Origin of the sequence: Rhodopila sp., assembly GCF_035548235.1 — a bacterium.
Lineage (GTDB): Bacteria > Pseudomonadota > Alphaproteobacteria > Acetobacterales > Acetobacteraceae > Rhodopila.
In genome coordinates this window covers 1-24,599 of record NZ_DASZTJ010000279.1, presented here as the reverse complement: position 1 = coordinate 24,599, position 24,599 = coordinate 1, and the positions used below count along the sequence as shown (strand labels likewise).

Genomic DNA, 24,599 nt, shown 5'->3' with positions numbered 1-24,599 from the left:
CAGACATGGATAGCCAGCCTTATCCGCCGCGGGCCGGCGGTCCCTTGCCGATCTACCGTTCCATGGTTGCCAACGGGTCGCTCGCCGCCGACCCGTCGCAGGCGCATGCCGTGGACCGGCTGCAGGACCTGTGGGAGCGGCTGCGCGGCTACGACCCGCGTCCGCCGGCGCCGGAGGTTCCGGGCTTCTTCGGCCGTGTCATGCGCCGGCGCCAGACCGAGGAATACGTGCCGACCGGCCTCTACCTGGTGGGCGAGGTCGGGCGCGGCAAATCCATGCTGATGGACCTGTTCTTCGATACAGCCGAGGTGAGGCGCAAGGAGCGGATCCACTTCCATCGCTTCATCCAGAACGTCCACGCCAGGTTTCACGCCTATAAGCGCGCGCATCCCCAAATCAGCGACCCGATTCCGCCGCTGGCCGACCAGATCGCCAAGGCCTCGGCGCTGCTGTGCTTCGATGAGTTCCAGGTCAACGACATCGCCGATGCGATGATCCTGGGTCGGCTGTTCCAGGCGCTGTTCGATCGGGGCGTGGTGGTCGTCACGACCTCCAACACCGAACCCGACAACCTGTTCAGGGGCCAGCCCGGCCGCGACGCGTTCCTGCCGTTCATCGCCCTGATCAAGCAGCGGCTGGAACTGGTGGAGATGAACGGCGCCCGCGACTACCGGCGCGAACGGATGCGGGGCTTGCGTACCTGGCACGTGCCGGCCGACGCGATGGCGGAACGCGCGCTGGATGAGGCGTTCGAGCGGCTGACAGGCGGCGCGACGCCTGAGCCCGTGACGCTGGACGTGATGGGGCGCACCCTGACGATCGCCCGGGCGGCCGACGGGGTCGCGCGCTGCGACTTCGACTTCCTGTGCAACCAGGCCTATGGCGCGGGGGACTATCTGGCGATCGCGCGGACCTTCCATACGCTGATCCTGGACCGCATCCCTCGTCTGTCGCCGGACAACTACGACGCCGCCCGCCGCTTCATCGTGCTGGTGGATACGCTGTACGACCAGCGGGTGAAGCTGATCGCCTCGGCCGAGGCGCAGCCCGACAAGCTGTATCAACGCGGTGAGAACGCGAAGATGTTTGAGCGGACGGCGTCGCGCCTGGACGAGATGCAGAGCGAGGACTGGCTAGGCCTGACGCACATCAAGTAGCGGACTGGGCAAGCTGGCGGCCGGTCAGGCTGCCCGGCGGAGGTTGTTCCGACTCCGCATCAGCGGCTGGATGCGGGTGCCGAACTGCTCCATGCCGATCAGGAAATCGTCGAAGGTCAGCATCACGCCTTGCACGCCGGGGACATCCGCCAGCTCGTCCAGCATGGCGGCGATCGCGGCATAAGACCCGACCAGCACGCCGCCTTGCGTCGGAAGGTCCTGCATCTTGAATGTCTTGCGCTTGTTCGGTCCGGCGAGCGGATCGCGGGTCGGATCGTCCTCGGCCTGGGACTCGCGCCACGCGAGCGCCTCGTGATCGGTACCGGCCACGTAGTGCCGCCATTTGGCCATGGCGGCGGCGTCGGTCTCGTCGGCGATCACCATGGTGGATACCAGCGCTCCGCAGCTTCGGCCGGTCTCGGCGGTCGCCTTCACCAGCCGCGCCACGCTGTCCGTCACCGCGGTCGGGGTGTTGACTCCGAAGCTGGAGCAGAAATTGTAGTCGGCATGCCGAGCGGCGTAGCGCGTGCCGGCATCGCTTTGGGCGGCGCAGATGATGGGGATTTTTGCGGTCGGCATGGGCAGCAGGCGGCAATCATCCATCTGGAAGAAGTCGCCCTTGAAATCGCTGTGCCCGGTTTCCCACAGCTCTTTCATGATCGTCACATACTCGCTGCAATAATCGTAGCGGCGGTTGTAATGCGTCGATCCCGGCCAGATCCCCATCTGCGCATATTCGCGCCGCTGCCAGCCCGAGATGATGTTCACGCCGAACCGTCCGTGCGAGATCGAATCGACCGTCACGGCCATCCGGGCGGTGAGAGGGGGCGGCATGGTCAGCACGGCGCAGGTGGCGAAGAGTTGGATGCGCTTGGTGACGGCGGCGAGACCCGCCATCAGCGTGAAGGATTCCAGGTTGTAGTCCCAGAACTGCGATGGGCCGCCGAATCCATGCAGCTTGATCATCGACAGGGCGAAGTCGAAGCCGAACGCCTCTGCCTTGCGCACCACCTCGGCGTTCAGGTCGAAACTGGGCTTGTACTGCGGCGAGGTGGTGGAGATCAGCCAGCCGTTGTTGCCGATCGGAATGAAAACCCCAAGCTGCATCGGTAAGCCTCCGTTCAAGAGGTGATGAATTCGTTCCAGCGCCGCGTCAGGTAGCGGTCTTCGTCCATCACCGAGTTCCATACCGCGATATGGCCCATCCGCTGGTCGAAACTGCCGCCGTCGCGGGTGCGCCCGGCCTTTTCCACCAGCTTGCCGTAGGGATCGACGATGTCCGAGGCTGCCGGCTTGCCGCCGTACCAGTAGTCCCATTCCGCCGGCGTCAGGAATTTGCGGGCGAGTTCCGGTTGCGCGGAGTAGTAGCCCTCGCGGGCGATGAACGCTCCGGGAAACCCCGAACAGTACCAGTTCATATACTCATAGAAACAGTCGAGTTTCAGCCCCGACAGGTGCTTCATCGCACCCAGCGTATAGCCCCAACCGCGATAGCCTTCCTTCAGCGGCTGGAAGGTGCATGGGATGCCGCGGGTGCGCACCGCGGTCACGGCGGGCGACCACATCGACTGGATCACGACCTCGCCCGACGCCATCAGGTTCACGGACTGGTCGAACGTCGTCCAGAAGGAGCGGAATTGCCCGGCTTGCTTGATCTCCATCATCTTGGCGATGGTCTTGTCGATCTCGGCGCGGGTCATGTTGCCCTTGTTGCCGTATTTCACGTTGCCGCTGGCTTCCATGGCCATGGCGACATCGATCACGCCGGTGGTCGGGCTGTCCTGCAGCGCGGCCTTGCCCTTGAAGTCGGGAGAGATCAGGTCGGCCCAACTCGTCACCGGGCGTTTCACGAGATCCGGGCGGATGCCCAACGTATCGGCGTTGGTAACGGTCGGAATGATCGTGACCCAGTCGGTGGGTTCCAAGGAAAGCTTGCTGCCGCTGGCGTCTGTTGCATAAAGGATGGTGTAAGGGGCAACGCCCTGGCGCGACACTTCTGTCCCGTCGGCGTATTTGCCCTTGGTGAACATCGGCAGCGTCTGGTCCCAGTATTTGAACTTGCTGACCGGGATCGTCTGGATCACGTCCCGTCCGGGCAAATAGCGCAGCCACACCATGCTGATATCGGAACAGTCCATCGATGTCGGTTGCGACAGCAACCTGTTGAGCAGGTCGGCGTTTTCCGTCGTCTGCATCTGGACGGTGAAGCCCAGCTCCTTCGAGGCGCGTTCCGCGATGGCGGGGATTGCCGTCACCGGCGGACCCGCATGGCGCAACACGATGTCCTTGACGTTCTGCGCCCAGATGGTCGGAAATCCGCAGATTGCGCCGCTGCCGACCGCAGCCCCGGTCAATGTCAGCACCGATCGGCGAGGCAACGATGGGCGAACGCGTGTGCCGCGAGTCATCCGTGTATCCTCCAGGCCATCAGGTTCCGTTCACGCCGGCGTCGTGCGTCGATTACCCTCCGTCTCGATCGTCCTATTCCGAAGCACCTGTTCCGCTCGGCACAATTTTCTCAGCAAGACCGGTGCCAATGAGAAAATATGTATGGATATTCGTCATGGCGTCTGCGGCACTGCCCAAAATGACGGCCGTGGCCGCCCTTGTTCGGCCCAGGTGCATTTCCTTTGGGCTGATATGACCCATGCGGCAAGAGGATCTAAAGTTGCGGTTCCGGATACAACATCGCCGGCCCATCCTTTGCGAGCTGGTCCATCCTTTGCGATAAACAAGAAACAAGTGGACGCCCGCAACCGACAGGCCCAATGCGTTGCCCATCAAGGATGCCCCGAGGCAGGCGACTACAATCCGCCAGCCACGGAAGCGGGGGCTCTCCCAAGCTACGCCATCAGCGATGATCGAACGGCTCCGGGCAGGCCTTAGGCCTTCGACGCCACTGTCGCCTGCTCGGCTGACGGGAAGATCATGCACGTGGTGCTGCCGTGTGCGATGACCTTGCCTTCAGCCGTTACCAACCGTCCCTCGGCGGTCGCGATCGTGCGTCCACAATGGATGACCTGCCCCTCCGCCCGCACGTCTCCCCCTTTGGCATACATCGGACGGACGAGGTTCAGCTTGAACTCCAGGGTCGTATGCCCAATGCCGCCGGCCAGCCTGGTCAGAACGGCAAGCCCCATCGCCGAATCCAGCATTGCCGCCGTGAAGGCCCCGTGGACTGTTCCCCCCGGGTTGTAGTGTCTCTCTTCGGGACAGGCCGTGAAGGCCACGAACCCGTCCTCCGCTTCAACCAGCCGCATGTTCATCAACTCGTGCATGGGCGCTAACGGGAGCGTGCCATCCCGCATGCCCCGCACCTGATCCAGCCCCGACAGACCGGCTTTTGCGTCCGCGGGCAATGGGGCGGCAGGGAGGCGGCGAGCGGAACCGGACGTTGACGTTGAATGCATGCTTGCTGGCCTTTTCCTGTGATACCGATCTCTTCGGGCTATCGACGCCAGTGCTGTGGTAGACGTGATTTCGATCCGATTGATTCGGTCTATTCCGAAGCGATACTGTGACTTCGGACAGATTGGGACGAACCGCCCACGTATGAGGGAGCGAAACGAAAATGCCCAATACCATCAAGCTGCATCGCGTGCTGCGGACGACGCCCACGACCCTCTATCGCGCCTTCCTGGACGCGGACGCCATGGTGAAGTGGTTGCCGCCCAATGGATACACCGGGAAAGTGCATCGCATGGACCTTCGCGTGGGTGGCGGCTACGCCATGTCGTTCACGAATTTCGCGACAGGGCAGGCGCATTCCTGGACCGGGGTCTACCGGGACCTTCAGGAAGGCCAGCGGATCCAGTATTCCGCGACCTTCGACGACCCGGGCATGAGCGGCGAGATGGTGACGACCGTTTCGCTGCGGGCCGTGTCGGTGGGAACCGAGCTGACGGTGGTGCAGGAGGGTATTCCGGACTTGATCCCGCCGGAGGCCTGTTACCTGGGCTGGCAGGAATCCCTGATCCTGCTGGGGAGGCTGGTCGAAGCCCCATTGCCCGGATAACGGCCTTCACCCCAACGCCGAAACCACCCCGGGCAACAACCGCCGGTCCCCTACGGCGATGACCCGGCCATCCCCAGCCGAGCGCAGGCGGCCGCCCTGCCAGTCGGTCATGGCGCCGCCGGCGCCCTCGACGACCGGCATCAGCGCCGCCCAGTCCCAGACCTTCAGGCTGCGCTCGACGACAATGTCCAGTTGCCCCAGCGCCAAAAGCCCGTAGCCATAGGCATCGCCGCCCCAGGTGGTCCGCTTCACCGCCCCCTGCAGCGCCTGGAACCGCGGCAGATCGTCCTTCAGCAGCTCCGGGCTGGTGCAGGACAGTTCCGCGTTCCCGATCTCGGGGCAGGCCCGCGTTCCCGCCGAACCGCCGATCGGACCCGAGAATGTGGTCGGCCGCCCCGCGACCCCCACCCAGCGCTCCCGCGTCACCGGCTGGTCGATGATGCCGATCAGCGGCTCATCGCCATGCATCAAGGCGACCAGCGTGGCGAAGATCGGCCGTCCGGTGATGAAGGCGCGGGTCCCGTCGATCGGGTCCAGCACCCAACGCAGCGGCGCTTCGGGCCGCTCCAACCCGAACTCCTCGCCCAGTATGCCGCAATCGGGACAGCGGTTCCGCAGCATGGCGCGCATCGCCTCCTCGGCGCCGCGATCGGCGATGGTGACGGGCGAATCGTCGGATTTCTGGTCGGCCGGCACGGCGGTGCGGAAATGCGGGCGGATCACCGATCCCGCCAGGTCGGCGGCTTCCAGGGCGATGGCGACGAAGGGATCCAGGTCGGCGGGTCGGGTCATGACGTTGCGCCCGTGACGGCGCCTCCTTACAACGCCCCGACGTTAGAAAGACCGGCGCGAAGCAGCAACCGCATGAATCCGATCGTCGTCATCCCGGCCCGCCTGGCCTCCACCCGCTTGCCGAACAAGCCGCTGGCCGATATCGCCGGCCGGCCGATGATCGTGCACATGCTCAACCGGGGCCAGGAGGCCGGGATCGGTCCCGTCGCCGTGGCCTGCGGCGACCCAGAGATCGCCGCCGTCGTACGCGACGCCGGCGGCCGGGCGGTGCTGACCGACCCCAAGCTGCCGTCCGGGTCGGACCGCGTGCATGCGGCGCTGGCGGAGCTCGATCCCGACCGGCGGCACGACGTGGTGGTCAACCTCCAGGGCGACTTTCCCACGCTGGATCCCGAGGGGCTGCGCCAGGTGATCCGCCCGCTGACCGATCCGCGCATCGATATCGGCACCCTGGTGGTGCCGATCCGTGACGAGATCGAGGCAACCACCGTTTCCTTCGTCAAGGCCGCCTGCGCGTTCAAGGACGGGGAGACCATCGCGCCGGCCCTGTATTTTTCGCGCCAGGCGATCCCCTGGGGCCTGGGGCCACGCTGGCACCATGTCGGGATCTATGCCTATCGTCGGCCGGCGCTGGATCGTTTCGTGTCGCTGCCGCCAAGCCCGCTGGAGCAGCGCGAGAGCCTGGAGCAGTTGCGGGCGCTGGAGGACGGGATGCGGATCGCCTGCGTACGGATGGAGCACGGCCCGTTCGGGGTCGACACGGCCGAGGACCTGGAACGCGCCCGCGACCTGCTGGGCCGGGGTGCGTGAGATGGCGGGCCTGATCTCCTTCCAGGGCGTGCCGGGGGCCTATTCCGACCTCGCCTGCCGCAACGCCTATCCCGACAGGCAGACGCTGCCTTGCGCGTCGTTCGAGGATGCCATCGACGCGGTGCGCGACGGTCGAGCGGAGCTGGGCATGCTGCCATGCGAGAACAGCCTGGCGGGCCGGGTGTCCGACATCCATCACCTGCTGCCCGGTTCCGGCCTCTTTATCATCGGCGAGCAGTTCCAGCGCGTGGAACACTGCCTGCTGGGCATCAGGGGCGCGACCATCGCGGACATCAAGCGCGCCCATTCCCATACCGTCGCGCTCGGCCAGGTGCGCAAGATCATCGCCGACCTGAAGCTGGTCCCGGTGGTGGAGGCGGATACCGCGGGCGCCGCGCAGCTCGTCGCGCAATGGGGCAAGAAGGAGGAGGCGGCGATCGCCTCCTCCCTCGCCGCCGAGATCTATGGGCTGGACATCCTGCGCGCGAATGTCGAAGACGCGGCGCACAACACGACCCGCTTCTATGTCGTGTCGAAGACGCCGGTGACGCCGGACGTTGCAACCCCGGATCTGATGACGACGTTCGTGTTCCGTGTCCGCAACGTACCGGCCGCGCTGTACAAGGCCCTGGGTGGGTTCGCCACCAACGGCGTGAACATGACCAAGCTGGAGAGCTACATGCTGGGCGGCGAGTTCGCCGCCACGCAGTTCCTGTGTGACGTCGAGGGGCATCCCGAACAGACGGGCCTGCGCCATGCGCTGGAGGAGCTGTCGTTCTTCTCGACCGAAGTGCGTATCCTGGGCGTCTATCCGATGGCGCCGTTCCGGCGGCAGGAGGTTTCATGACCGACGACATCCTGGTCGAGCGACATCCGCATTGGCGCCGCCTTGTGCTCAACCGGCCGGCGAAGCTGAATGCGGTGGACGCGCCGATGCTGGAGCGGCTGATCGCGGCGATCGGCGAGGCGGAGGCCGATCCGGCCTGCCGGGTGCTGGTGCTGACCGGCGCGGGCAGGGGGTTCTGCGCCGGGCAGGAATTGGGAGCTGGCGTGACGCCGTCCGAGGCCGGTGCGCCGGACCTGGAGGCCTTGGCCGGACGCTACCACCACGAGGTGGTGCGACGGGTCCGCGCCTCCCGGCTGCCGTTCATTGCCGCGGTCAACGGCGTGGCGGCGGGGGCCGGCGTCGGGTTCGCGCTGACCTGCGACATCGTGCTGGCGGCACGGTCGGCGAAGTTCGTACAGGCCTTCGTGCGGATCGGCCTGATCCCGGACAGCGGGTCGACCTTCTTCCTCTCCCATCTGGTCGGGGACGCGCGGGCGCGTGCCCTGGCGATGCTGGGAGATGCGATCGATGCCGAAACGGCCGAGCGGTGGGGGATGATCTGGCGTGCGGTCGACGATGCGGCGCTGGGGGCGGAGACGGATGCGATTGTGGAACGGTTCGTCGCGGCGCCGGCCGAAGCGATAGCCGGCATGAAGCGGCTGTTCGCATCGGTGGTCGCGGGGGCGTCGCTGGAGGCGCAGTTGGCGTTGGAAGCACGCGAGCAAGGCGTGGCTGGCCGGTCAGCGGACTTCGCCGAAGGGGTCAGGGCGTTTCAGGAGAAACGACCGCCGGTGTTCAATCGAGGATAGCCCCGGGTTACCGAGGCCGGCGATCAAAGTCACGCCGGCCCCGGTCACGCCACGCCTAGACCAAGCGGTAGGCCACCCGTTCGCGATGGCTCAGCTTGGGCAGCGCCTCTTCCATGATCATCTGCTTGAAATGCGCCGTCTCCTGATGAGCCGCGAACGCGGCGTCATCGGAGAAGATTTCATAGAACATGAACTTCCGAGGGTCCTCGGCCGACTGCTGAACGGTCAGCATCTCCAGCCCCGGTTCATTCCGTGCCAAGGGAGCGAACCGGGTGATGATGTCGAGGGCGGCTGCCACTTCATTCTCCTTCACGATCCAATGCACCGTGAAAGCACGCTTCTGCTGATCAGGCATTTCATCCTCCTTGTCATTGACGACAGGAGGATTATGCCCGCTCTCAAACCCCGGATGCTTCGGACCGCACCAAAGTGGCCGAGGGCGAGCCTCACCCGTGCGGGATCGTCTTCCGCAGGAAGCCCGTGCGCGACTGCGCACCGGCCATCATGAACGACGCGTCCTGGCCGGACAGGATGAAGCGGGCGCCCATCTCGATATAGCGCGGCATGATCGCCTCGTTGTAGATGCCCGCCATGCCGGGGAATTTCCCCGCCTTCTTGCAAGCGGCGATCATCTTGGCATAGGCGTCGGCCAGCCGGTCGTTGCCGAAATCGCCGGGGATTCCCATTTCGGCGCACAAATCGTTCGACCCGATCAGCAGCACGTCCACGCCCGGCACCGCGGCGATCTCATCGGCGTTGGCGATTGCCGTCGGCGTCTCCAGCATCACCACCGTCAGGTTGGCGTGGTTCAGCATCATCACTGCCTCTCCGGTCGAAACTTTCTGCAACTGGAAATGCGGCCCCCAGCCGCCGACCGAGCGGTGGCCGATCGGGGGGTATTTGAGCTTGCTGACGATCTCGCGAGCCTCGGCGGCGGTGTCCACGTGCGGCATGACGATCCCCAGCGCACCGTTGTCCAGCGCCCGCGTGGCGATCGAATACTGGCCGTTGGGGACGCGGGCGATCGGGGCGATGTTCGCATCCAGGGCGGCGGCGCTGATCTGCGCGCAGGCGTCGAGCGACATCGTCCCGTGCTCCATGTCCAGGAACAGCCAGTCGAAGCCGGCGATGGCCATCATCTTGGCGATTTCCACGCTGCGGGTGGTGCGGACGCCGACCCCCAGCGACAGATGGCCGAATTCCAGCTTTTCGCGCGCGATGTTGCGGACGGACATGGTCTTTCCCCCAGGATAGTCGACTGCCTGCATAGTCTAGCCGTGAACGGGCCGCCGGCCAACTCTCAGGCGTAACAGTCGATGGCCGTAGCGATCATCCGGTTCAATGCGGCCATGTCCATCGCATGATCGGTTTCGTTGGCAACCGCAACCGTCAGCCGATGCCGACGCAGAACGAAGATCTTCTGGTCCGACGCCCCCGACGCCCAGGCGGTGTCGCGCGGCAGGTCGGGGAAGGCGCCCTCGACGTTGGACCGGAAGCACGCCGCGTAGCTGGTGCCGGTGTGCGAGGGCGTCAGCGCGTAATCGACCCAACCGTCGGGCAGCAGCCGCTCGCCGTTCCACATCCCGTCGTTCAGGTACAGCACCCCCAGCTTCGCATAATCCCGCAGCGTCGCGTACCCGGCCCCAGAGGCGATCAGGTTGCCCGCCTTGTCCGCCGAGTGCTGGTAGCTGCCCATGCCCAGCCGGTCGATCAGCAGCCCATACGCCGTCGCGTGATACGGCAGGCCCCGCCGCTCGATCTGGTCGCGGATGATCGCGCCCAGCACGTTCATGCCGCTGTTGACATAGCGGAACACCGCGCCGGGGACAGTGGCGACGATCGAGCGCTGCGCGGCCTCGAACGCGTTGGCGGCCTCCTGGTAGACGGCGCTGTTCTCGAAGCCGATCAGGACACGGCCATCCTCCAGCCGCACCGGGAAGCCGAGGCCGGCGCGCATCCGGACCAGGTGGTCCAGGGTGATCAGGTGATGGATGCCGCGGGGGTCGGACCAAAGCGGCGCGGGCGCCGGGTCGTGCATCGAGCGCAGCCAGCCGTCATGGATCAGCCGTCCGATTACCGTACAGGTGATCGCCTTGGTCATGGACCAACTTGGCGTCGCTCGGTCCGGCGCGCCGAACGCGCCGTAGCGTTCAACGAGCACACGGTCCGGCCGAGCGATCAGTACGCCGTAGGCGCCGGGCGAGCCGGCGAAGAACGCATCCATCGCGGCGGCCAGCGGTGGCGGTGCCGAGGCGGATTCCACCGCGTCGCCGATCGGCCAGGCGCGCCCGGCCTCGCGGACAGGACGGGGGATCGGGCTGGGGGCGAAGTCCGGCGCTTCGGCTGGACCGAGCAGGATGGTGCCGTAGCCGGGACGGCTGATGGCGCGGCCGACGATGCCGCCCCAACGGACGGTGACCTGGCCTGCCTCGACGGTCACGCCCAGGCGGCCGGCGGCGAAATCCGCGTCCGCCTCCGCCTGGATCGACACCTCGATCGCATGCGCGTCGAGGCCCGAGGGCAGTTGCGCCACGCGCAGCCGGAAATGCCGATCCGCCGTCGCGCGGTCCAACCCGGAGACCAGCATCATGTCGGCATAGCGCCGTGCGGCGAAGTTCACTGTCCGCTGGCGCAGCGCGGCGCGGGAGCCGTCAAAGATGACCGGATCGACCAGCCCCGCATGCCCCAGCACCGGAGAGCGGTCGAAGATCGTCTCCATCCAGGGCGGCTGGCTCATTGTGCGGCAGCCAGGTCGAAATAGCGGTTCTTCATGCCCTTCTGGTTCTCATAGAGCGAGCCCTGTTTCGCCGCGGGCGGCAGGGGCAGGCGGACCGGGGCAGGGGCCATGCGCGGCTCGCGCGGTTCGCCCGCCGCCATCAGCGCGTTGAACGCCGCGATCCCTCCCGGGAAGCCCAGCAGCGGCCAGGCGTCCGCCGCGCGGTATTGGAACAGCAGCAGGCGGCGGTCGCGGTCCGAGACATTGGGCGCGGAGCCGTGCACGGCCCGCACATGGTGGACGGTGATGGAGCCGGCCTTGCCCAGCAGCGGGATGGCCCTGGCATAGTCGACGTCGCGGTTGGACGGGTCCATCGCGCCGCAGAACACGCCGTCGGCGTGGTGGTCGAAGGTCGGCCCCCTGTGGCTGCCCGGCAGGATCATCAGCGGCCCGTTCTCCATCGCCATGTCGTCGAACATCACGCCGACGGCCGCGAGGTTGTCGTTGGTATGCGGATAGAACGCCCAGTCCTGGTGCCACTCGACCGGGGCGCCGAAGCCGGCGCATTTCATGTTCAGCTTGGCGGTGTCGAAGCGGATGTCCGGACCCCAGAGCGCTTGCAGGACACCGATGATCTTGGGATGGCGGACCAGGGCGGCATAGGCCGGGTGGTGCAGGTGCGGCGCCTTGATGCGGCGGACCCGGGGGTTGTCCGGGGCGTGGCTGTCTTCCAGGTCATAGATGTCGGTGTGACCTGTCAGCCCGCGCGCACGGGCGACGAAATCGTCGGTCACGTTCGACAGGGTGCGGACTTCGTCGGCCGTCAGGACGTTGGGGACCACGATGGCGCCGACCTCGTTGTATTCGTCGATCTGGGCTTGCGTGAGCATCAGCCTTCCTCCTGCGTTCGAGACGGAGCTTACCGCATTCGCCCCCGGATCGCCATTATGCCGGTGCCGCGATGCGGTCTCCTCTTTGCCGCCTGTGAAACTCGTCACCTACGAAACCAAAAACTCCCGGTACCCTCCAGCGGCTACCGCGTCCGCACGTTTGCGGTACCGCACCGCGCTGCCGTTGTACCCGACCACGCGCCGCACCGTCCGGCCCTCGACGTTCTTGTTCACCCCGGTCATCCAGGAATCGACGTTGTAGGACAGCAGGATCCGCGCCGCGTCGATCACGTGCCGTGTCCATTCCGCGACCGGTTCCGCTCGTGGCTCGATACGTGTGTAACCATTATCGCTCAGGAACCGCACCAGCGCAGTCAGCCACTCCACGCTCTGCTCGATGCTGCGCGGGATGTTGCCGCGCGCGGTGTGCGGGCCCATCAGCATGAACAGGTTCGGGAATCCTTCCGGCTGAAGGCCTAGGAAGGTGCGAGGTCCCTCGGCCCAGGCGTCGGCCAGGCGCAGCCCGTTCGGGCCGCGGATGTCGATGCGGTCATAGGCGCCGGTGACGCCGTCGAAGCCGGTGGCATAGATCAGCAGGTCGAATTCGTATTCGCGGTCGGTCGTCTTCACGCCCTTGGGCGTGATGCGCTCGATCGGGGTTTCGTTGATGTCGACCAGCGTGACGTGGTCGCGGTTGAAGACTTCGTAGTAGCCGCTCTCCAGCGGGACGCGGCGCGTGCCGAAGCCGTGGTTTTTCGGGATCAGCTTCTCGGCCACCGCCGGGTCCTTCACCCGCTGGCGGATCTTCCGGGCGACGAACGCGCTGATCGCGTCATTGGCATCCTGGTCCGTCAGCATGTCGCGGAAATTCGCCATCCAGATGCCGAAGCCGGGTTCGGCGTACAGCTTCTCCCAGAACGCCTCCCGTTCCTCTTCCGAAACGTCGAAGGTCCTGCGCGGATCCGGCGTGTGGATGAAGCAACTGACGGTCTCGCGGCAGCGCGCGAAGATCTCGGGATAGCGGGCCCTGATCGCCTCGTGCTCCGCCGCCGTGATCTTGCTGTTGTGCAGCGGCGCGGCCCAGTTGGGCGTGCGCTGGAAGACGGTCAGGCTGGCGACCTTGTCGACGATTTCCGGCAGGGTCTGGATCGCCGAGGCTCCGGTGCCGATCACCCCCACGTGCCGGCCGTTGAAATCGACGGGATGATGCGGCCAGCGCGCGGTGTGATGCGCCTCCCCGCCATAGGTCTCGGTGCCGGGGATGTTGGGCATCGTATACGCGGACAGCGGCCCAAGCGCGGTGAACAGGAACCGGCCGCGATATTGTTCGCCGCCGTCCAGCGTCACGATCCATTCCCGCGTGTCCTCCTGCCAGTGCGCCGCGGCCACCCGGCTGTTGAACTGCATGTCCCGGCGGAGGTCGAACCGGTCGGCGACATGGTTGAGATAGCGCAGCGTATCCGGCTGCGGCGAGAAATGTTCGGTCCAGTTCCAGTCCTGCAGCAATTCCTCGGAGAAGGAGAAGCCATAGCTCCAGCTTTCGGAGTCGAAACGGGCGCCGGGATAGCGGTTCCAGTACCAGGTGCCGCCGACATCGCCGCCGGTCTCGAAGACGCGCACGCGAAGCCCAAGCTCGCGCAGCCGATAGAGCTGGTACATGCCGGAAATGCCGGCGCCGACGATGATGGCGTCGAAGCGTTCGGTGTCGGGGTTTGCGTCGCGCGTGGATGTGATCAGCGTGTCGGGCATTTCCTCGTCCGTCTCTGCGGCTGGAAAAGCAGGACATCACGCCGCTCGTCCCGGGGCAACACCCCAACGGAGTTCCCCCGGGTGAGTCCTCCGGAGGAGTACCCTTGCCCGCAACACCGGAATGCGCCTTCCTTGGCACATGACCGTTCGCTTCGACGCATCCCTGGTCCGGCGCCTGCGCCACCGGTCCGCGCTGCTGACCCCGGCACAGATGGGCCGGGCGGACGCGGCCGCGATGGCGCTGGGACATGCCGGCCCGGACCTGATGGAAGCGGCGGGCCGAGCGGTGGCGCGCGCGGTGATGCGGGAGATGGGACGGACGACGGTGCTGGTGCTCGCAGGCCCCGGCAACAATGGCGGGGACGGCTACGTTGCCGCGCGGCTGTTGGCGGAACAGGGCTGGCCGGTCGGCATCGCCGCTCTCGCGCACCCCAGGCCGAATACCGACGCGGCGCTGGCCGCCACGCGCTGGACCGGTCCGATGCGCCCTTTCACGCCGGCCGAAGCGAGCCGCGCCGGCCTGGTCATCGACGCAGTGTTCGGTGCCGGCCTGTCCCGTCCCGTGGACGGACCCGTCGCCGACACGTTGCGCGCCGCGCGGCGGGTCGTGGCGATCGATGTTCCCTCGGGCCTGGACGGTGCCACCGGCAAGCCGATGGGCTACGCGCCGCAAGCCGACATGACCGTAACGTTCTTTCGTTTGAAACCGGGGCACCTGCTGCTGCCGGGACGGGCGCTGTGCGGGCGTATCGAGTTGGCGGATATCGGCATCCCCGATGCGGTACTGGACGCCATCGCGCCAACGGCCTTCGCCAACCTGCCCGGTTTGTGGCACCTGCCGGTCCTTCGACCCGACGGGCACAAATACAGCCGCGGCCATGCCACCGTGATCGGCGGCGCTCACATGACCGGCGCCGCCCGCCTGGCCGCCGAGGCCAGCCGTCGCGCCGGCGCGGGCATGGTGACGATCGCCGCGCGCGGATCGGCCACGGTCTACCGCGCCGGCGAGCCAGGCCTCATCGTCACCGAGGATCCGGTCGGCACGTTGCTGTCCGACCCGCGCCGCGCGGTGTGGGTCTGCGGTCCCGGTCTCGGTCCCGCCGACGCCGCGACGATCTTTCCGGCCCTGGCGGCATCCGGGCGGCTGGTGGTCGGTGACGCGGATGTGTTCTCGGCCTTCGCCGGCCAACCCGATGCGCTGCGGGGCGCGGCGGTGCTGACGCCGCACGAAGGCGAATTCGCGCGCGTCTTCGGGTCCCCGTCCGACCGGCTGGAGGCCGCGCGGGCCGCCGCCGCGCGCACCGGCGCGGTGGTGCTGCTGAAAGGTGCCGACACCGTGATCGCCGCGCCGGACGGACGGACGGCGGTCAACCTGTCCGCACCGCCCTGGTTGGCGACCGCGGGCGCGGGCGATGTCCTGGCTGGAATCATCGGCGGCCTGCTGGCGCAAGGCATGCCGGCGTGGGAGGCTGCGTCGGCCGGGGCCTATCTCCACGGCGCGGCGGCGCAGGCGGCCGGCCCGGGAATGATCGCCGAGGACCTGCTGCCGGCCCTCGTGCGCGTCGTTTCGGAATCAACAAATCACGCGACGGACACGGCGGCTCCGCTATGATGCCGCCCCAACAGGCTACCCCGAGGGTCTCATGAGTGAAGCCGTCTCCACCGGTCTGCTCGATCGCGCGATCAAGCGGATCACCACGGTCTGGCGCGACATGGCCGCCAGCGTCACGGGCGACGAGGACGAGACGCTCCAGCAGCAGATGCAGGCCTGCCTCGACGGCCGTGGCGGCGAGGTCAGCGCCCGGAACCGGGCGGCGAAGCTGGCGGAGACGTATCTGACGCACGACGATGCGGGACGGATGGAGTTCCTGCGCACCCTGGCGGCGTTCGATTCCGATGCCGGCCTGGTCGCGTCGGCCTATGCCAAGGTGACCGAGGCCAAGGACGTCGCCGAACGCGCCGATGCCAAGGCCGCGCTGCGGCGCGCGCTGGAGCCGCCGCGGCTGAGGCTGCTGACCCAGTTCACCTCGATCCCCGACGGGCGCAAGTTCCTGGTCGACATGCGCGCCTACCTGCTGAAGGTCCGCGGCCAGGACAAGCTGCTGACGGCGCTGGAATCCGACCTGCGCGGATTGCTGGCAGCGTGGTTCGACATCGGTTTCCTGGAACTGGCCCGGATCGACTGGAACAGCTCGGCCGCGCTGCTGGAGAAGCTGGTGTCCTACGAGGCCGTACACGCGATCCGGTCCTGGCGCGACCTGAAGAACCGGCTGGATTCCGACCGCCGCTGCTATGCGTTCTTCCACCCCCGCATGCCGGGCGAGCCGCTGATCTTCGTCGAGGTCGCGCTGGTCAAGGGTCTCGCCGGCAGCGTACAGGACCTGCTGGACGAGAAGGCCCCGGTGCAGGACCCGGCCAAGGCCGATACCGCGATCTTCTATTCGATCAGCAACTGCCAGGCCGGGCTGGCGGGCATCAGCTTCGGCAACTTCCTGATCAAGCGCGTGGTCGAGGAACTGTCGACGGAGTTCCGCAACTTGAAAACCTTCGCCACGCTGTCGCCCATCCCTGGCCTGCGCCGCTGGTTGGATCCGCTGCTGGCAAAGGGGGACTCCGGGGTGCTGACCGAAGAGGAGAGCCAGGCGCTGCTGGCCGCTTTTCCCGGCGGCAGCGGCAGCGACGCGCTGTCGAGCCTGATCGCCAAGCGCCACTGGTGGCGCGACCCGACGGCGCGCAAGGTCGCCGAACCGATCCTGATCCGGCTGGGCGCGCGGTATCTGCTGAGCGAAGCAAACGGCAAGCGCGCCAAGGACCCGGTCGCGCATTTCCACCTGTCGAACGGCGCCAGGGTGGAACGGTTGAACATGGCCGGCGACACCTCGGACAAGGGGGCCAAAGAAAGCGCAACGGTGATGGTCAATTATCTGTACGACCCCGGAAAGATCGAGGACTATCACGAGGATTATGCCGGGGACGGCAAACGGAACGCCTCGACGGCGGTCAGGAAGTTGGCGCGGGGGTGGAGCTAGGATTTGAGGCTGCCGCCCACGGGGGCTCACCGGGTGCAGGGGAAGGGGCCCTCCGCGCCGTGGCCGGGCTTGGCCCGGCCGTCCACGATTTGCGGTGATCGTGAAGAGAACGGTTTGAATGGTAGGCCTTCGCCCACCATGAAGGGAGGAGCCGGCGCCGTCCATGGCGCGGGAATTGCTTAAAGCCTCGCCGAGCGCGACATAGTGCTCGTTTAGAGTGATCAACAAGGACTTTCCATGTCGACAGTGACTTCCGTTGGCGGCCACACAGGCAGCCAGCGACGAACCGCGGTCTTGGCCGGGGTGATCGGCAACGTGCTGGAATGGTACGATTTCGCGGTCTACGGCTATTTCGTCCCGGTTATCTCGAAACTATTCTTCCCCAATCAGACACCACTCGTTTCCCTGCTGCTGACCTTCTCGGTCTTCGGGGTCGGGTTCGTGATGCGGCCCGTCGGGTCCGTCGTCTTCGGCCTCTACGGCGACCGCCATGGCCGCAAGCAGGCGCTGAGCGCGGTCATCTTCCTGATGGCGATTTCGACGTTCGTGGTCGGGCTGCTGCCGACCTACGACTCGATCGGCATCCTCGCCCCGTTGCTGCTGGTGGTCGCGCGGCTCGCGCAGGGCCTGTCCGGCGGCGGCGAGTGGGGCGGGGCGGCGGCCTACTTGGTCGAATACGCGCTGCCGGACAAGCGCGGCCTGACCGGGTCCTGGCAGCAGGTCAGCGTCGGCACCGGCTTCCTGCTGGGCTCGCTGACCGCGGCGGTGCTCACGAGTTTGGTTTCATCCGACAACATGCTCGCCTGGGGTTGGCGCATTCCGTTCCTGCTCGGCGTGATCGTCGGCATCGTCGGCGCGATCCTGCGCTGGCGGCTGGACGACACGCCCAAGTTCGAGGAGTTGGAACGGCACGGCGACGTCGCCCGGTCGCCGTTGACCGAGGCGTTCACCACGTTCCGCAAGCCGACCCTGCTGGCGTTCGGCATCACGCTGCACAATACCGTCGCGTATTATGCCGTGCTGATCTACCTGACGACGTGGCTGACCACCGCGATCAAGATGCCGCGCAGCACGGCGCTGTGGAGCGGGACGATCTGCCTGCTGGCGTTCGTCATCGCGGTGCCCATCATGGGCGCGCTGTCGGACCGCGTCGGCCGGCGACCGCTGCTGATCGCCTCCTGCGCCGGCTATGCGGTGTTGACCTATCCGATGTTCCTGCTGGCCTCCACCGGGGTGCCGGTCTACGCGTTCATCGCGCAGTTGATCCTGGTGCTTCTGCTGGCCCTGTACGCCGGGCCGGGGCCGGCGGTGTATTGCGAGCTTTTCCCGACCAGGGTCCGCTACACCGCGCTGTCGGTCGGCTACAACATCCCGGTCGCGATCTTCGGCGGCTTCGCGCCGTTCATCGCGACCTGGCTGATCCACACCACCGGCAATTCGCTGGCGCCGGCCTTCTATGTCATCGCCGCCTCGCTGGCGACGCTGGTCACCCTGGCGTGGGTGAAGGAGACGGCGTTCGCCCCGTTGGAGTAAGGCCCGCCGGAATGAAGACAGGGGGCCAACGCCCCCCTTTAGTCACACCGAGCGGTCATGCCGCCGTCGACGACGATCTCGGTGCCGGTGATGAAGCGGGCCTCGTCCGATGCCAGGAACAGCACGGCGTTGGCGACGTCCCGCCCGTCGCCCATGAAGCCGAGCGGAATACGGGCAACGCGACTTTTCAGCAGCGCCTCGACATCCCCGCCGGAGCGCTGCTTGGCCAGCCGGACTTCCACCATCGGCGTGTGCATCTGGCCGGGGATCACCGTGTTCACCCGGATGCCCTTCGGCGCGTATTCCACCGCGGTGACGCGGCTGAACTGGATCACGCCGGCCTTCGATGCCGCGTAGCCGACCTGGGGCGAGCCGGTCCAGCGGGTGCCGGAGGCGGACGCGGTGTTGACGATGGCGCCGCCGCCCGCCGCCTCCATGACCGGAATGACATGCTTGCAGCCCAGGAACACGGTTTTCAGGTTGAAGTCGATTTGCCGGTCCCAGGCTTCCTCGGACAATGCGACGGCGCCGCCGGCCGAGGAGCCGCCGACATTGTTCACCAGGATGTTGACGCCGCCGAAGGCCTTGACGCAGGCCTCGACCATCGCCTTGACCTGGGTGCTGTCCATAGCGTCGCAGAGATGGGTCCGGATCTCGCCGCCATGGGCCGCTTCGGCCTTGGCGCGCTCGACGGTTTCGGCCATCGCGTCGGCGTCGCGATCGACCGCGAACACGCGCGCGCCCTCCCGCGCGAAGGCCACCGCCGCCGCTCGGCCGTTCCCCCATCCGGGGCCGACGCAGCCGGCGCCCGTGATGATCGCGACCTTGCCTTCCAATCTTCCTGGCATTTCCCGGTTTCTCCTGATTTCGGAACGTGACCGGGGACGGTATGGCAGAAGGCGGCGACGCCGTCATGGCCGGGGACCCCGCCATGACGGCGCCGGCCGCTGTCAGCGGATCGGCGGAGCGTATTGCAGCCCGCCCTTGGTCCAGATGTTGTTGATGCCGCGCGGCACGCCCATCGGCGTAATGTTCCGGTCCCACATCTCGCCGAAATTGCCGACGGCCTTGATCACGTTGTAGGCCCATTTGTTGTCGACGCCCAACGCCTTGCCCATGTCGCCCTCAAGGCCCAGCAGGCGGCGGATATCGGGGTCCTTGCTGTCCATGAACGTGTCGACGTTGGCTTGGGTGATGCCTTTTTCCTCCGCCGTGATCATGGCGATGAAGGTCCAGCGCACCAGGTCGAACCACTTGTCGTCGCCCTTGCGCACCATCACGCCCAGCGGCTCCTTGCTGATGATCTCGGGCAGCAGCACGAGGTCATTCGCCTTCGGTCCCTGGCTGAACCGGAACGTCGCCAGCGCCGACGCGTCGGTCGAGTAGGCGTCGCAGCGGCCGGACAGGAACGCGCCCTGGATCTCCGACAGGTCCGCGATCAGGATCGGGGTCCATTTCATGTTGTTCAGCCGGTAATAATCGGCGATCGCCAGCTCCGTGCTGGTGCCGGGCTGCACGCAGATCGTCGCACCGTCCATTTCTTTGGCGGATTTCACGCCGGACGATTTCTTCACCAGGAAGCCGGTGCCGTCGTAATAATTCACCCAGGCGAATTCGAGGCCGAGATTCGCTTCCCGCCCCAGTGTCCAGGTGGTGCTGCGCGACAGCATGTCGACTTCACCCGATTGCAGCGCGGTGAAACGATTCTGCGTCGTCGTCGCAACGAACTTGACCTTGGCGGCATCGCCCAGCGCCGCCGCCGTCACCGCGCGGCAGGAATCGGCGTCGATGCCGCGCATCACACCCTGGCTGTCGGGCAAGGAGAAACCTGGGACGTTTCCGGCGATACCGCACAGCACCTGGCCGCGGCTGCGGACAGCGTCCAGCGTTGTGGAGCCGGATCCCTGCGCCGCCGCCGGCTGGGTCCAGCCCAGCAGCGCCAGCAGCCCGGTCAATAGCGCCAGGCCGCCAATCCCTTTGAGTCGTGTCATTATTGCCTCGTCTCCCAATTCCGCGCGGGTCATCCCGCGTGACGAAGCGGACTCTGCGTTGGGTTCGCAACAAGATCAATTGAAGAATGCTCGAACATAGGGGGCCGCGCACGACCTGCGCTTGGAAGGAACACCGGCTTGCCCGCACACTCCCGCAAGCCGGCCAGGCGCAGCCCTTCCGCGTATCGCGCAACGTCTTCCGGCCTTGTCATGGGGGATCGGAGGATCGCTTCCCGCACCGAGAAACCCGGTTCCAGCCGCAGCAGACGGTCCAGCACTTCCCGTGCCTCGCGATGACGGTTGGCGACGCCAAGGGCGGCCAGGTAGCCCTTGTAGGTGGACGAGAACAGCGGGTTCATCTCGACCGCGCGCCGGCCGGCGGCGATCGCGCCTTCGCTGTCCCCGTCCATCAGGCTGGGCAGGATCAGGGCCATGTCGAAGAAGAAACCATGCGGATCGGAAGGCGACAGGGAAATCGCCTGGCGGATCCGGCGCAGCGCTTCGCGATGCCCCCCAAGGTAGAAATGCGACAGGCCCGAGAAGCACCACGCCAGTGCCATGTTGGGGTTCAGCGCGATGGCCCGTTCGTGCAGGGCGATCGCTTCCTCGGGGTGGCGCGCAAGGAAGGCGCGCACATGGCCGGCCAGCGTCAGCGCACGCGCATCGGAAGGATCGAGCATCACCGCCCGTTCCGCCAGCCGCGCGGCTTCTTTGGTCGAAGTCTCGGGGTCGTCGGCCCAGCCCTGGCCGACATAGAGCAGGTTCCAATACGCCAGCCAGCCATTGGCGACGGAGCTTGACGGGTCCGCCTCCAGCGATGCCAGGAGGAGCTCGCGGGCCTGGAGGAAACTCTCCTGGTCCAGGCGATAGATGCCCGGCAGCGCCCGCAGCAGGAGATCCTGAGCGGTGGCCGCGGAATTGTCGCCGCGCGACGGCCGCTTGCCTTCGTGCCGCATCAGCTCCGGGTCGATCTGCGCGACGATCGCCGCGCCCAGCTCATCCTGCAGCGTCAGCGGATCGGTCATGGTGCGGTCGAAGCGGCCGGCCCAGATGATCTCGCCATCGGCACGCCGGTCGGCCAGCTTGACGATGGTCCGCACGCGCGTGCCGACCTGCTGGACGGTGCCTTCCAGCACCATGTCGGTTTCCATCGCAACGGGATCGGCGCCCTCGGAGGTGGCGACGCCCCCGGGCACGCAGGAGAGCCAGCGGAATTTCGACAGCCCGGCGGAGATTTCCTCGCTCAGACCGGTGGCGAAACCGTCCCTGTCGTCCCCGATCGCGCGCAGCGGCGTCACCATCACGCGCAATTGGGCCCGCTCGCGCCTGGGGGCGGGCCGCAGCAGGGCGGCGATGTGGGCATCGCGCCGTTCGTCCTCGACCCCATCCGCCCGCCCGGCGGGCGCCGGGTCGTCCGCCTGGCCGCGCAGGCGGCGCGCGAGTTCCTCGGTCTCGGGAGACAGGGCCTGGCCGGTGACGCCGGCGACGGCGGCGCGACAGGCGTCGTAGCAGTCCAGGGCGGACCTCAGGTCGCTGGCGGCGGCATGGCTGCGCATCATCATCCGCCAGGCGCCCTCATGCGTTCGGTCGATCGCGAGCAGGCTTCGGGCAATGCCCACGCCTTCCCGCGGGTCGTCGACCTTGGCCAGTAGGCCTTCGCCGATGGTGCGAGCGACCCGGTCGCAGCGGGCCCGTTCCTCCCGCAGCCAGCGATCGAACGCCGGGTCCAGGCCGTCCATGTCGGTCAGCAGCGTTTCCCCGTACCGTTCCAGTGCCTCGGCGGTCATCTCCGGTTCCGGCTGGGCGGTGGGCGCGTCGACCGTCAGCTCCGGTCCTTGCAGGCATAGGTGATGGCGGTCGGCATGAAACAGATGACCCCAGTCGGCGCCAAGCGTGTCTTGCAACTCGTGGACAGACTGGCGGAGGGAGGCACGGGCCTGTTCCTTTTCCCGCCGGCTCCAGAGCAGTTCGGCCAGCGTCCCCCGCAGCACCGGCTTCTGCCCCGCCATCGCCAGCACGGCCAGGATGGCGCGGCTTTTGCGGGTGCGCGGCATGACGGTCCGGCCGCGGCCGTCCTGTACCGATATCGGACCGTGAAGGCGGATGCACAGCTGCGCGGCCCGGTTGCTGCCAGCCTGGTAGCTATCGGACGGCGGGGCGTGCCAGTGAATGGGTCACCTCGTTAATCCGGTTGTGCAAGTGCGGATGCACAATCTGATTGCGTGTAATTTTACCGTCTGTATCGAATCGCGACGGCAACAGCAACATCCAATGCGCCTCAAAGGCCGTTTGTTTCGACACAACCGTCATATATTTTCCCGCCTGACATCTCATCTATGAGACGCGAGGCGCGAAGCGGAGGAATAGCTTCCACGCAAGGGGCGCTTGGTGACATTTGCTCCCACATCGCCCATTATCCGCCGAGGCACGGAGAAGGAGACGGACGTGGCAGTGCAGGGCGCAACCCTTCCGGTTGAGACACGCGTGACCGCTCAGCCGTGGTTCAGACGCGCCCTTGGCTTAGGCCTTTGCGTGCTGATCGCGGCCGCGGCGCTGGGTTGCGCGGAATACGCGCCGCTGGTCGGCGCGCCGATTTTCGCGATCGCGATCGGTGTCCTGATCGCCAACGCCTTCCCGTCGCTGGTGCAGAACAAATCGCTGAAGATTTCCGACACGTCCAAGCAATGCCTGAAGTTCGGCATCGTCCTGCTGGGGGCCAGCCTGAACCTGGGGGACATCGCCCGGACCGGCCTCGGCTCCCTGCCGCTGCTGGCGGTGACGATGTCGGCGGGCCTGATCTGCTCCCTGCTGCTGGGCAAGCTGATGGGCATCGACTGGCGGATGCGCTGCCTGATCGGCATCGGCACCACGATCTGCGGCGGGTCGGCGATCGCGGCGCTGTCGCCGGTGATCCGCGCCAAGGCCGAGGAGATCGCCTATGCGATCACCGTCGTGTTCTTCTTCAACATGGTCGCCGTCTTTACCTTCCCCGCGCTGGGTCACCTGCTGGGACTGAGCGACAACGGCTTCGGCGTCTGGGCCGGGACGGCGGTGAATGACACCTCGGCGGTGGTGGCGGCCGGCTTCGCGTTCAGCCAGGCCGCCGGCACGACGGCGACGATCGTCAAGCTGACCCGGACGACGCTGATCATTCCGCTGGTGCTGGCCTTCGGGCTGGCGCTGCCGGTCCTGGGGCTGGACGAAGGCGCCGGCAGCCAGTCGCTGGCCAAGCGCGTCTATGCCGCAGTGCCGACCTTTATCATTCTGTTCGTGCTGGCCGCCACGGCCAACACCTTCGGGCTGATCGGATCGCATGCCGGGCAGGTCCAGTTGGCCGGGCGGCTGGTGATGGTGGTCGCGCTGGCCGCCGTCGGGCTGCAAGGCAACTGGCGCGCCTTCGTCGGCGCCGGCGCTCGGCCGCTGGTGCTGGGACTGGCGACGTGGTTCGTGGTCGCGGCGTCGAGCCTGGCGGTGCAGCAATGGACAGGATCGCTCTGATCGGCAGGAGGATTTTCGGGTCGAGCGGAAGGATAGGAATTTTTATATTGACATGGGTTTTAGGTCCGCTTACATTCCGCTTCGTCAACGGGATGACTCTGTCCTGACGACAAGCGTCGGTGAGACTGCTCGCCGGCGGATCTGAAACGGGTTTGTTCGACGTTTGGCAGGGCCGTCACCGGAGGGTGGCGGCCCTGTTTGCGTTTCCAATCAATCGAGGAGAGCACCATGTTGTTTTGCGAAGCGGTCACCGCGGCCAACACCACCGATTCCGGCAAGATCGTCCTGGGCGGCGACCATCGTCCAGCGGAGACCAAGGACGCTGGCAAAATCACTCTGGGCGGCGGCTATCGCCTGCCGGCCGCCACGGATGCGGGCAAGATCACCCTGGGCGGCGGTTATCGCTTGCCGGTCCAGGGCGCCTGATCCGCTTTGACCCGATGCGGAAACACGGAGGCGGCAGCCTCTCGTGCCCGCGCCGATGACCGCCGAGGCCGCGGACTAAAGTCCGTGTGGCCGACGCTACCGCCCACGGCAGCGCCCGGGCAGGACGATCCCAGGAACGGGCTCCCAAACCCTCGGCCCGGAGCGACCTCGCTCCGGCGCCGGGCCGATGGGCCTGCGCCGATCGTCACGCGCCGCGTTCCGTTGCAGCAGGAGACCAGGATGACACCGGTGAACGCCCCCCTCGTCCAATTTCACAAGCTGACTGAACGCGGCCGGGCGCCGATGCGAGCCGACCGTTCCGCCGCCGGCACGCTGCCGATGCGAGCGGTCCGGTACT

Annotated in this window: 22 protein-coding genes; 10 read left to right on the top strand and 12 right to left on the bottom strand. The window is 66.8% G+C overall.

Features of this window, described 5'->3' with window-relative positions:
- Positions 1–5: 5 nt before the first annotated feature.
- Positions 6–1,157, top strand: a complete 1,152-nt coding sequence (gene zapE, locus VHB27_RS22645; RefSeq protein WP_325604869.1) for a cell division protein ZapE — start codon at positions 6–8, stop codon at positions 1,155–1,157.
- Positions 1,158–1,181: 24 nt separating this feature from the next.
- Here the strand turns inward: zapE and rutA are convergent, their stop codons facing one another.
- The 3 genes from rutA to VHB27_RS22630 form a co-directional block, all read right to left on the bottom strand.
- Entirely contained in the window at positions 1,182–2,264 is a 1,083-nt protein-coding gene (gene rutA / locus VHB27_RS22640; protein ID WP_325604867.1) for a pyrimidine utilization protein A, read from the bottom strand.
- 14 nt (positions 2,265–2,278) lie between these two features.
- Entirely contained in the window at positions 2,279–3,565 is a 1,287-nt protein-coding gene (locus VHB27_RS22635; protein WP_325604865.1) for an ABC transporter substrate-binding protein, read from the bottom strand.
- 474 nt (positions 3,566–4,039) lie between these two features.
- The gene (locus VHB27_RS22630) at positions 4,040–4,435 is read right to left on the bottom strand and encodes a PaaI family thioesterase (RefSeq protein WP_325604863.1); all 396 of its coding nucleotides are present in this window, start codon (positions 4,433–4,435) and stop codon (positions 4,040–4,042) included.
- 293 nt (positions 4,436–4,728) lie between these two features.
- On the opposite strand from VHB27_RS22630, the gene VHB27_RS22625 reads away from it, so the two are divergent.
- Positions 4,729–5,172: an SRPBCC family protein gene (locus tag VHB27_RS22625; RefSeq protein ID WP_325604861.1), complete on the top strand. Its 444-nt coding sequence runs from the start codon at positions 4,729–4,731 to the stop codon at positions 5,170–5,172.
- Between the two features lie 6 nt (positions 5,173–5,178).
- On the opposite strand, the gene VHB27_RS22620 is transcribed toward VHB27_RS22625, so the two are convergent.
- Complete coding sequence (locus VHB27_RS22620) at positions 5,179–5,964, bottom strand: inositol monophosphatase family protein (protein WP_325604859.1); 786 nt, start codon at positions 5,962–5,964, stop codon at positions 5,179–5,181.
- A 72-nt stretch (positions 5,965–6,036) separates the two neighbouring features.
- Here VHB27_RS22620 and VHB27_RS22615 point away from each other — a divergent pair, with 72 nt between their 5' ends.
- From VHB27_RS22615 to VHB27_RS22605, 3 genes are read left to right on the top strand one after another with little or no spacing between them, the layout of a single operon-like run.
- On the top strand, positions 6,037–6,774 hold the full coding sequence (locus VHB27_RS22615) for a 3-deoxy-manno-octulosonate cytidylyltransferase (protein ID WP_325604857.1): 738 nt from the start codon (positions 6,037–6,039) through the stop codon (positions 6,772–6,774).
- Position 6,775: 1 nt separating this feature from the next.
- A complete protein-coding gene (locus tag VHB27_RS22610; RefSeq protein ID WP_325604855.1) occupies positions 6,776–7,621 on the top strand; it encodes a prephenate dehydratase in 846 nt (281 codons plus the stop codon).
- On the top strand, positions 7,618–8,409 hold the full coding sequence (locus VHB27_RS22605; protein WP_325604853.1) for an enoyl-CoA hydratase-related protein: 792 nt from the start codon (positions 7,618–7,620) through the stop codon (positions 8,407–8,409). The genes VHB27_RS22610 and VHB27_RS22605 overlap by 4 nt, the downstream gene beginning before the upstream one ends.
- A gap of 55 nt (positions 8,410–8,464) precedes the next feature.
- Here the strand turns inward: VHB27_RS22605 and VHB27_RS22600 are convergent, their stop codons facing one another.
- The 5 genes from VHB27_RS22600 to VHB27_RS22580 all read right to left on the bottom strand — a co-directional run bounded on the left by VHB27_RS22600 (position 8,465) and on the right by VHB27_RS22580 (position 13,764).
- Entirely contained in the window at positions 8,465–8,764 is a 300-nt protein-coding gene (locus VHB27_RS22600) for a putative quinol monooxygenase (RefSeq protein WP_325604851.1), read from the bottom strand.
- 91 nt (positions 8,765–8,855) lie between these two features.
- On the bottom strand, positions 8,856–9,644 hold the full coding sequence (locus VHB27_RS22595) for an HpcH/HpaI aldolase family protein (protein WP_325604849.1): 789 nt from the start codon (positions 9,642–9,644) through the stop codon (positions 8,856–8,858).
- Positions 9,645–9,709: 65 nt separating this feature from the next.
- Positions 9,710–11,146, bottom strand: a complete 1,437-nt coding sequence (locus tag VHB27_RS22590) for a serine hydrolase domain-containing protein (protein ID WP_325604847.1) — start codon at positions 11,144–11,146, stop codon at positions 9,710–9,712.
- Positions 11,143–12,015 (bottom strand): phytanoyl-CoA dioxygenase family protein, encoded by an 873-nt coding sequence (locus VHB27_RS22585; protein ID WP_325604845.1) that lies wholly within the window; start codon positions 12,013–12,015, stop codon positions 11,143–11,145. Before VHB27_RS22585 ends, VHB27_RS22590 begins: the two co-directional genes overlap by 4 nt.
- Before the next feature lie 108 nt (positions 12,016–12,123).
- The gene (locus VHB27_RS22580; protein WP_325604843.1) at positions 12,124–13,764 is read right to left on the bottom strand and encodes a flavin-containing monooxygenase; all 1,641 of its coding nucleotides are present in this window, start codon (positions 13,762–13,764) and stop codon (positions 12,124–12,126) included.
- Between the two features lie 139 nt (positions 13,765–13,903).
- On the opposite strand from VHB27_RS22580, the gene VHB27_RS22575 reads away from it, so the two are divergent.
- The 3 genes from VHB27_RS22575 to VHB27_RS22565 all read left to right on the top strand — a co-directional run bounded on the left by VHB27_RS22575 (position 13,904) and on the right by VHB27_RS22565 (position 18,326).
- Positions 13,904–15,376: an NAD(P)H-hydrate dehydratase gene (locus VHB27_RS22575; protein ID WP_325604841.1), complete on the top strand. Its 1,473-nt coding sequence runs from the start codon at positions 13,904–13,906 to the stop codon at positions 15,374–15,376.
- Positions 15,377–15,407: 31 nt separating this feature from the next.
- Entirely contained in the window at positions 15,408–16,793 is a 1,386-nt protein-coding gene (locus VHB27_RS22570; RefSeq protein WP_325604840.1) for a malonyl-CoA decarboxylase, read from the top strand.
- Between the two features lie 237 nt (positions 16,794–17,030).
- On the top strand, positions 17,031–18,326 hold the full coding sequence (locus VHB27_RS22565) for an MFS transporter (protein WP_325604838.1): 1,296 nt from the start codon (positions 17,031–17,033) through the stop codon (positions 18,324–18,326).
- A 38-nt stretch (positions 18,327–18,364) separates the two neighbouring features.
- Here VHB27_RS22565 and VHB27_RS22560 read toward each other — a convergent pair whose 3' ends face one another.
- The 3 genes from VHB27_RS22560 to VHB27_RS22550 all read right to left on the bottom strand — a co-directional run bounded on the left by VHB27_RS22560 (position 18,365) and on the right by VHB27_RS22550 (position 22,371).
- The gene (locus VHB27_RS22560; protein WP_325604836.1) at positions 18,365–19,174 is read right to left on the bottom strand and encodes an SDR family NAD(P)-dependent oxidoreductase; all 810 of its coding nucleotides are present in this window, start codon (positions 19,172–19,174) and stop codon (positions 18,365–18,367) included.
- A 102-nt stretch (positions 19,175–19,276) separates the two neighbouring features.
- Positions 19,277–20,317, bottom strand: a complete 1,041-nt coding sequence (locus VHB27_RS22555) for an amino acid ABC transporter substrate-binding protein (RefSeq protein ID WP_325604834.1) — start codon at positions 20,315–20,317, stop codon at positions 19,277–19,279.
- Positions 20,318–20,346: 29 nt separating this feature from the next.
- Positions 20,347–22,371: a hypothetical protein gene (locus VHB27_RS22550; protein WP_325604832.1), complete on the bottom strand. Its 2,025-nt coding sequence runs from the start codon at positions 22,369–22,371 to the stop codon at positions 20,347–20,349.
- A 334-nt stretch (positions 22,372–22,705) separates the two neighbouring features.
- Here VHB27_RS22550 and VHB27_RS22545 point away from each other — a divergent pair, with 334 nt between their 5' ends.
- Both VHB27_RS22545 and VHB27_RS22540 read left to right on the top strand, forming a co-directional pair.
- Entirely contained in the window at positions 22,706–23,815 is a 1,110-nt protein-coding gene (locus VHB27_RS22545) for a YeiH family protein (RefSeq protein ID WP_325604830.1), read from the top strand.
- A gap of 228 nt (positions 23,816–24,043) precedes the next feature.
- On the top strand, positions 24,044–24,241 hold the full coding sequence (locus VHB27_RS22540; RefSeq protein WP_325604828.1) for a hypothetical protein: 198 nt from the start codon (positions 24,044–24,046) through the stop codon (positions 24,239–24,241).
- The last annotated feature ends 358 nt before the right edge of the window (positions 24,242–24,599 follow it).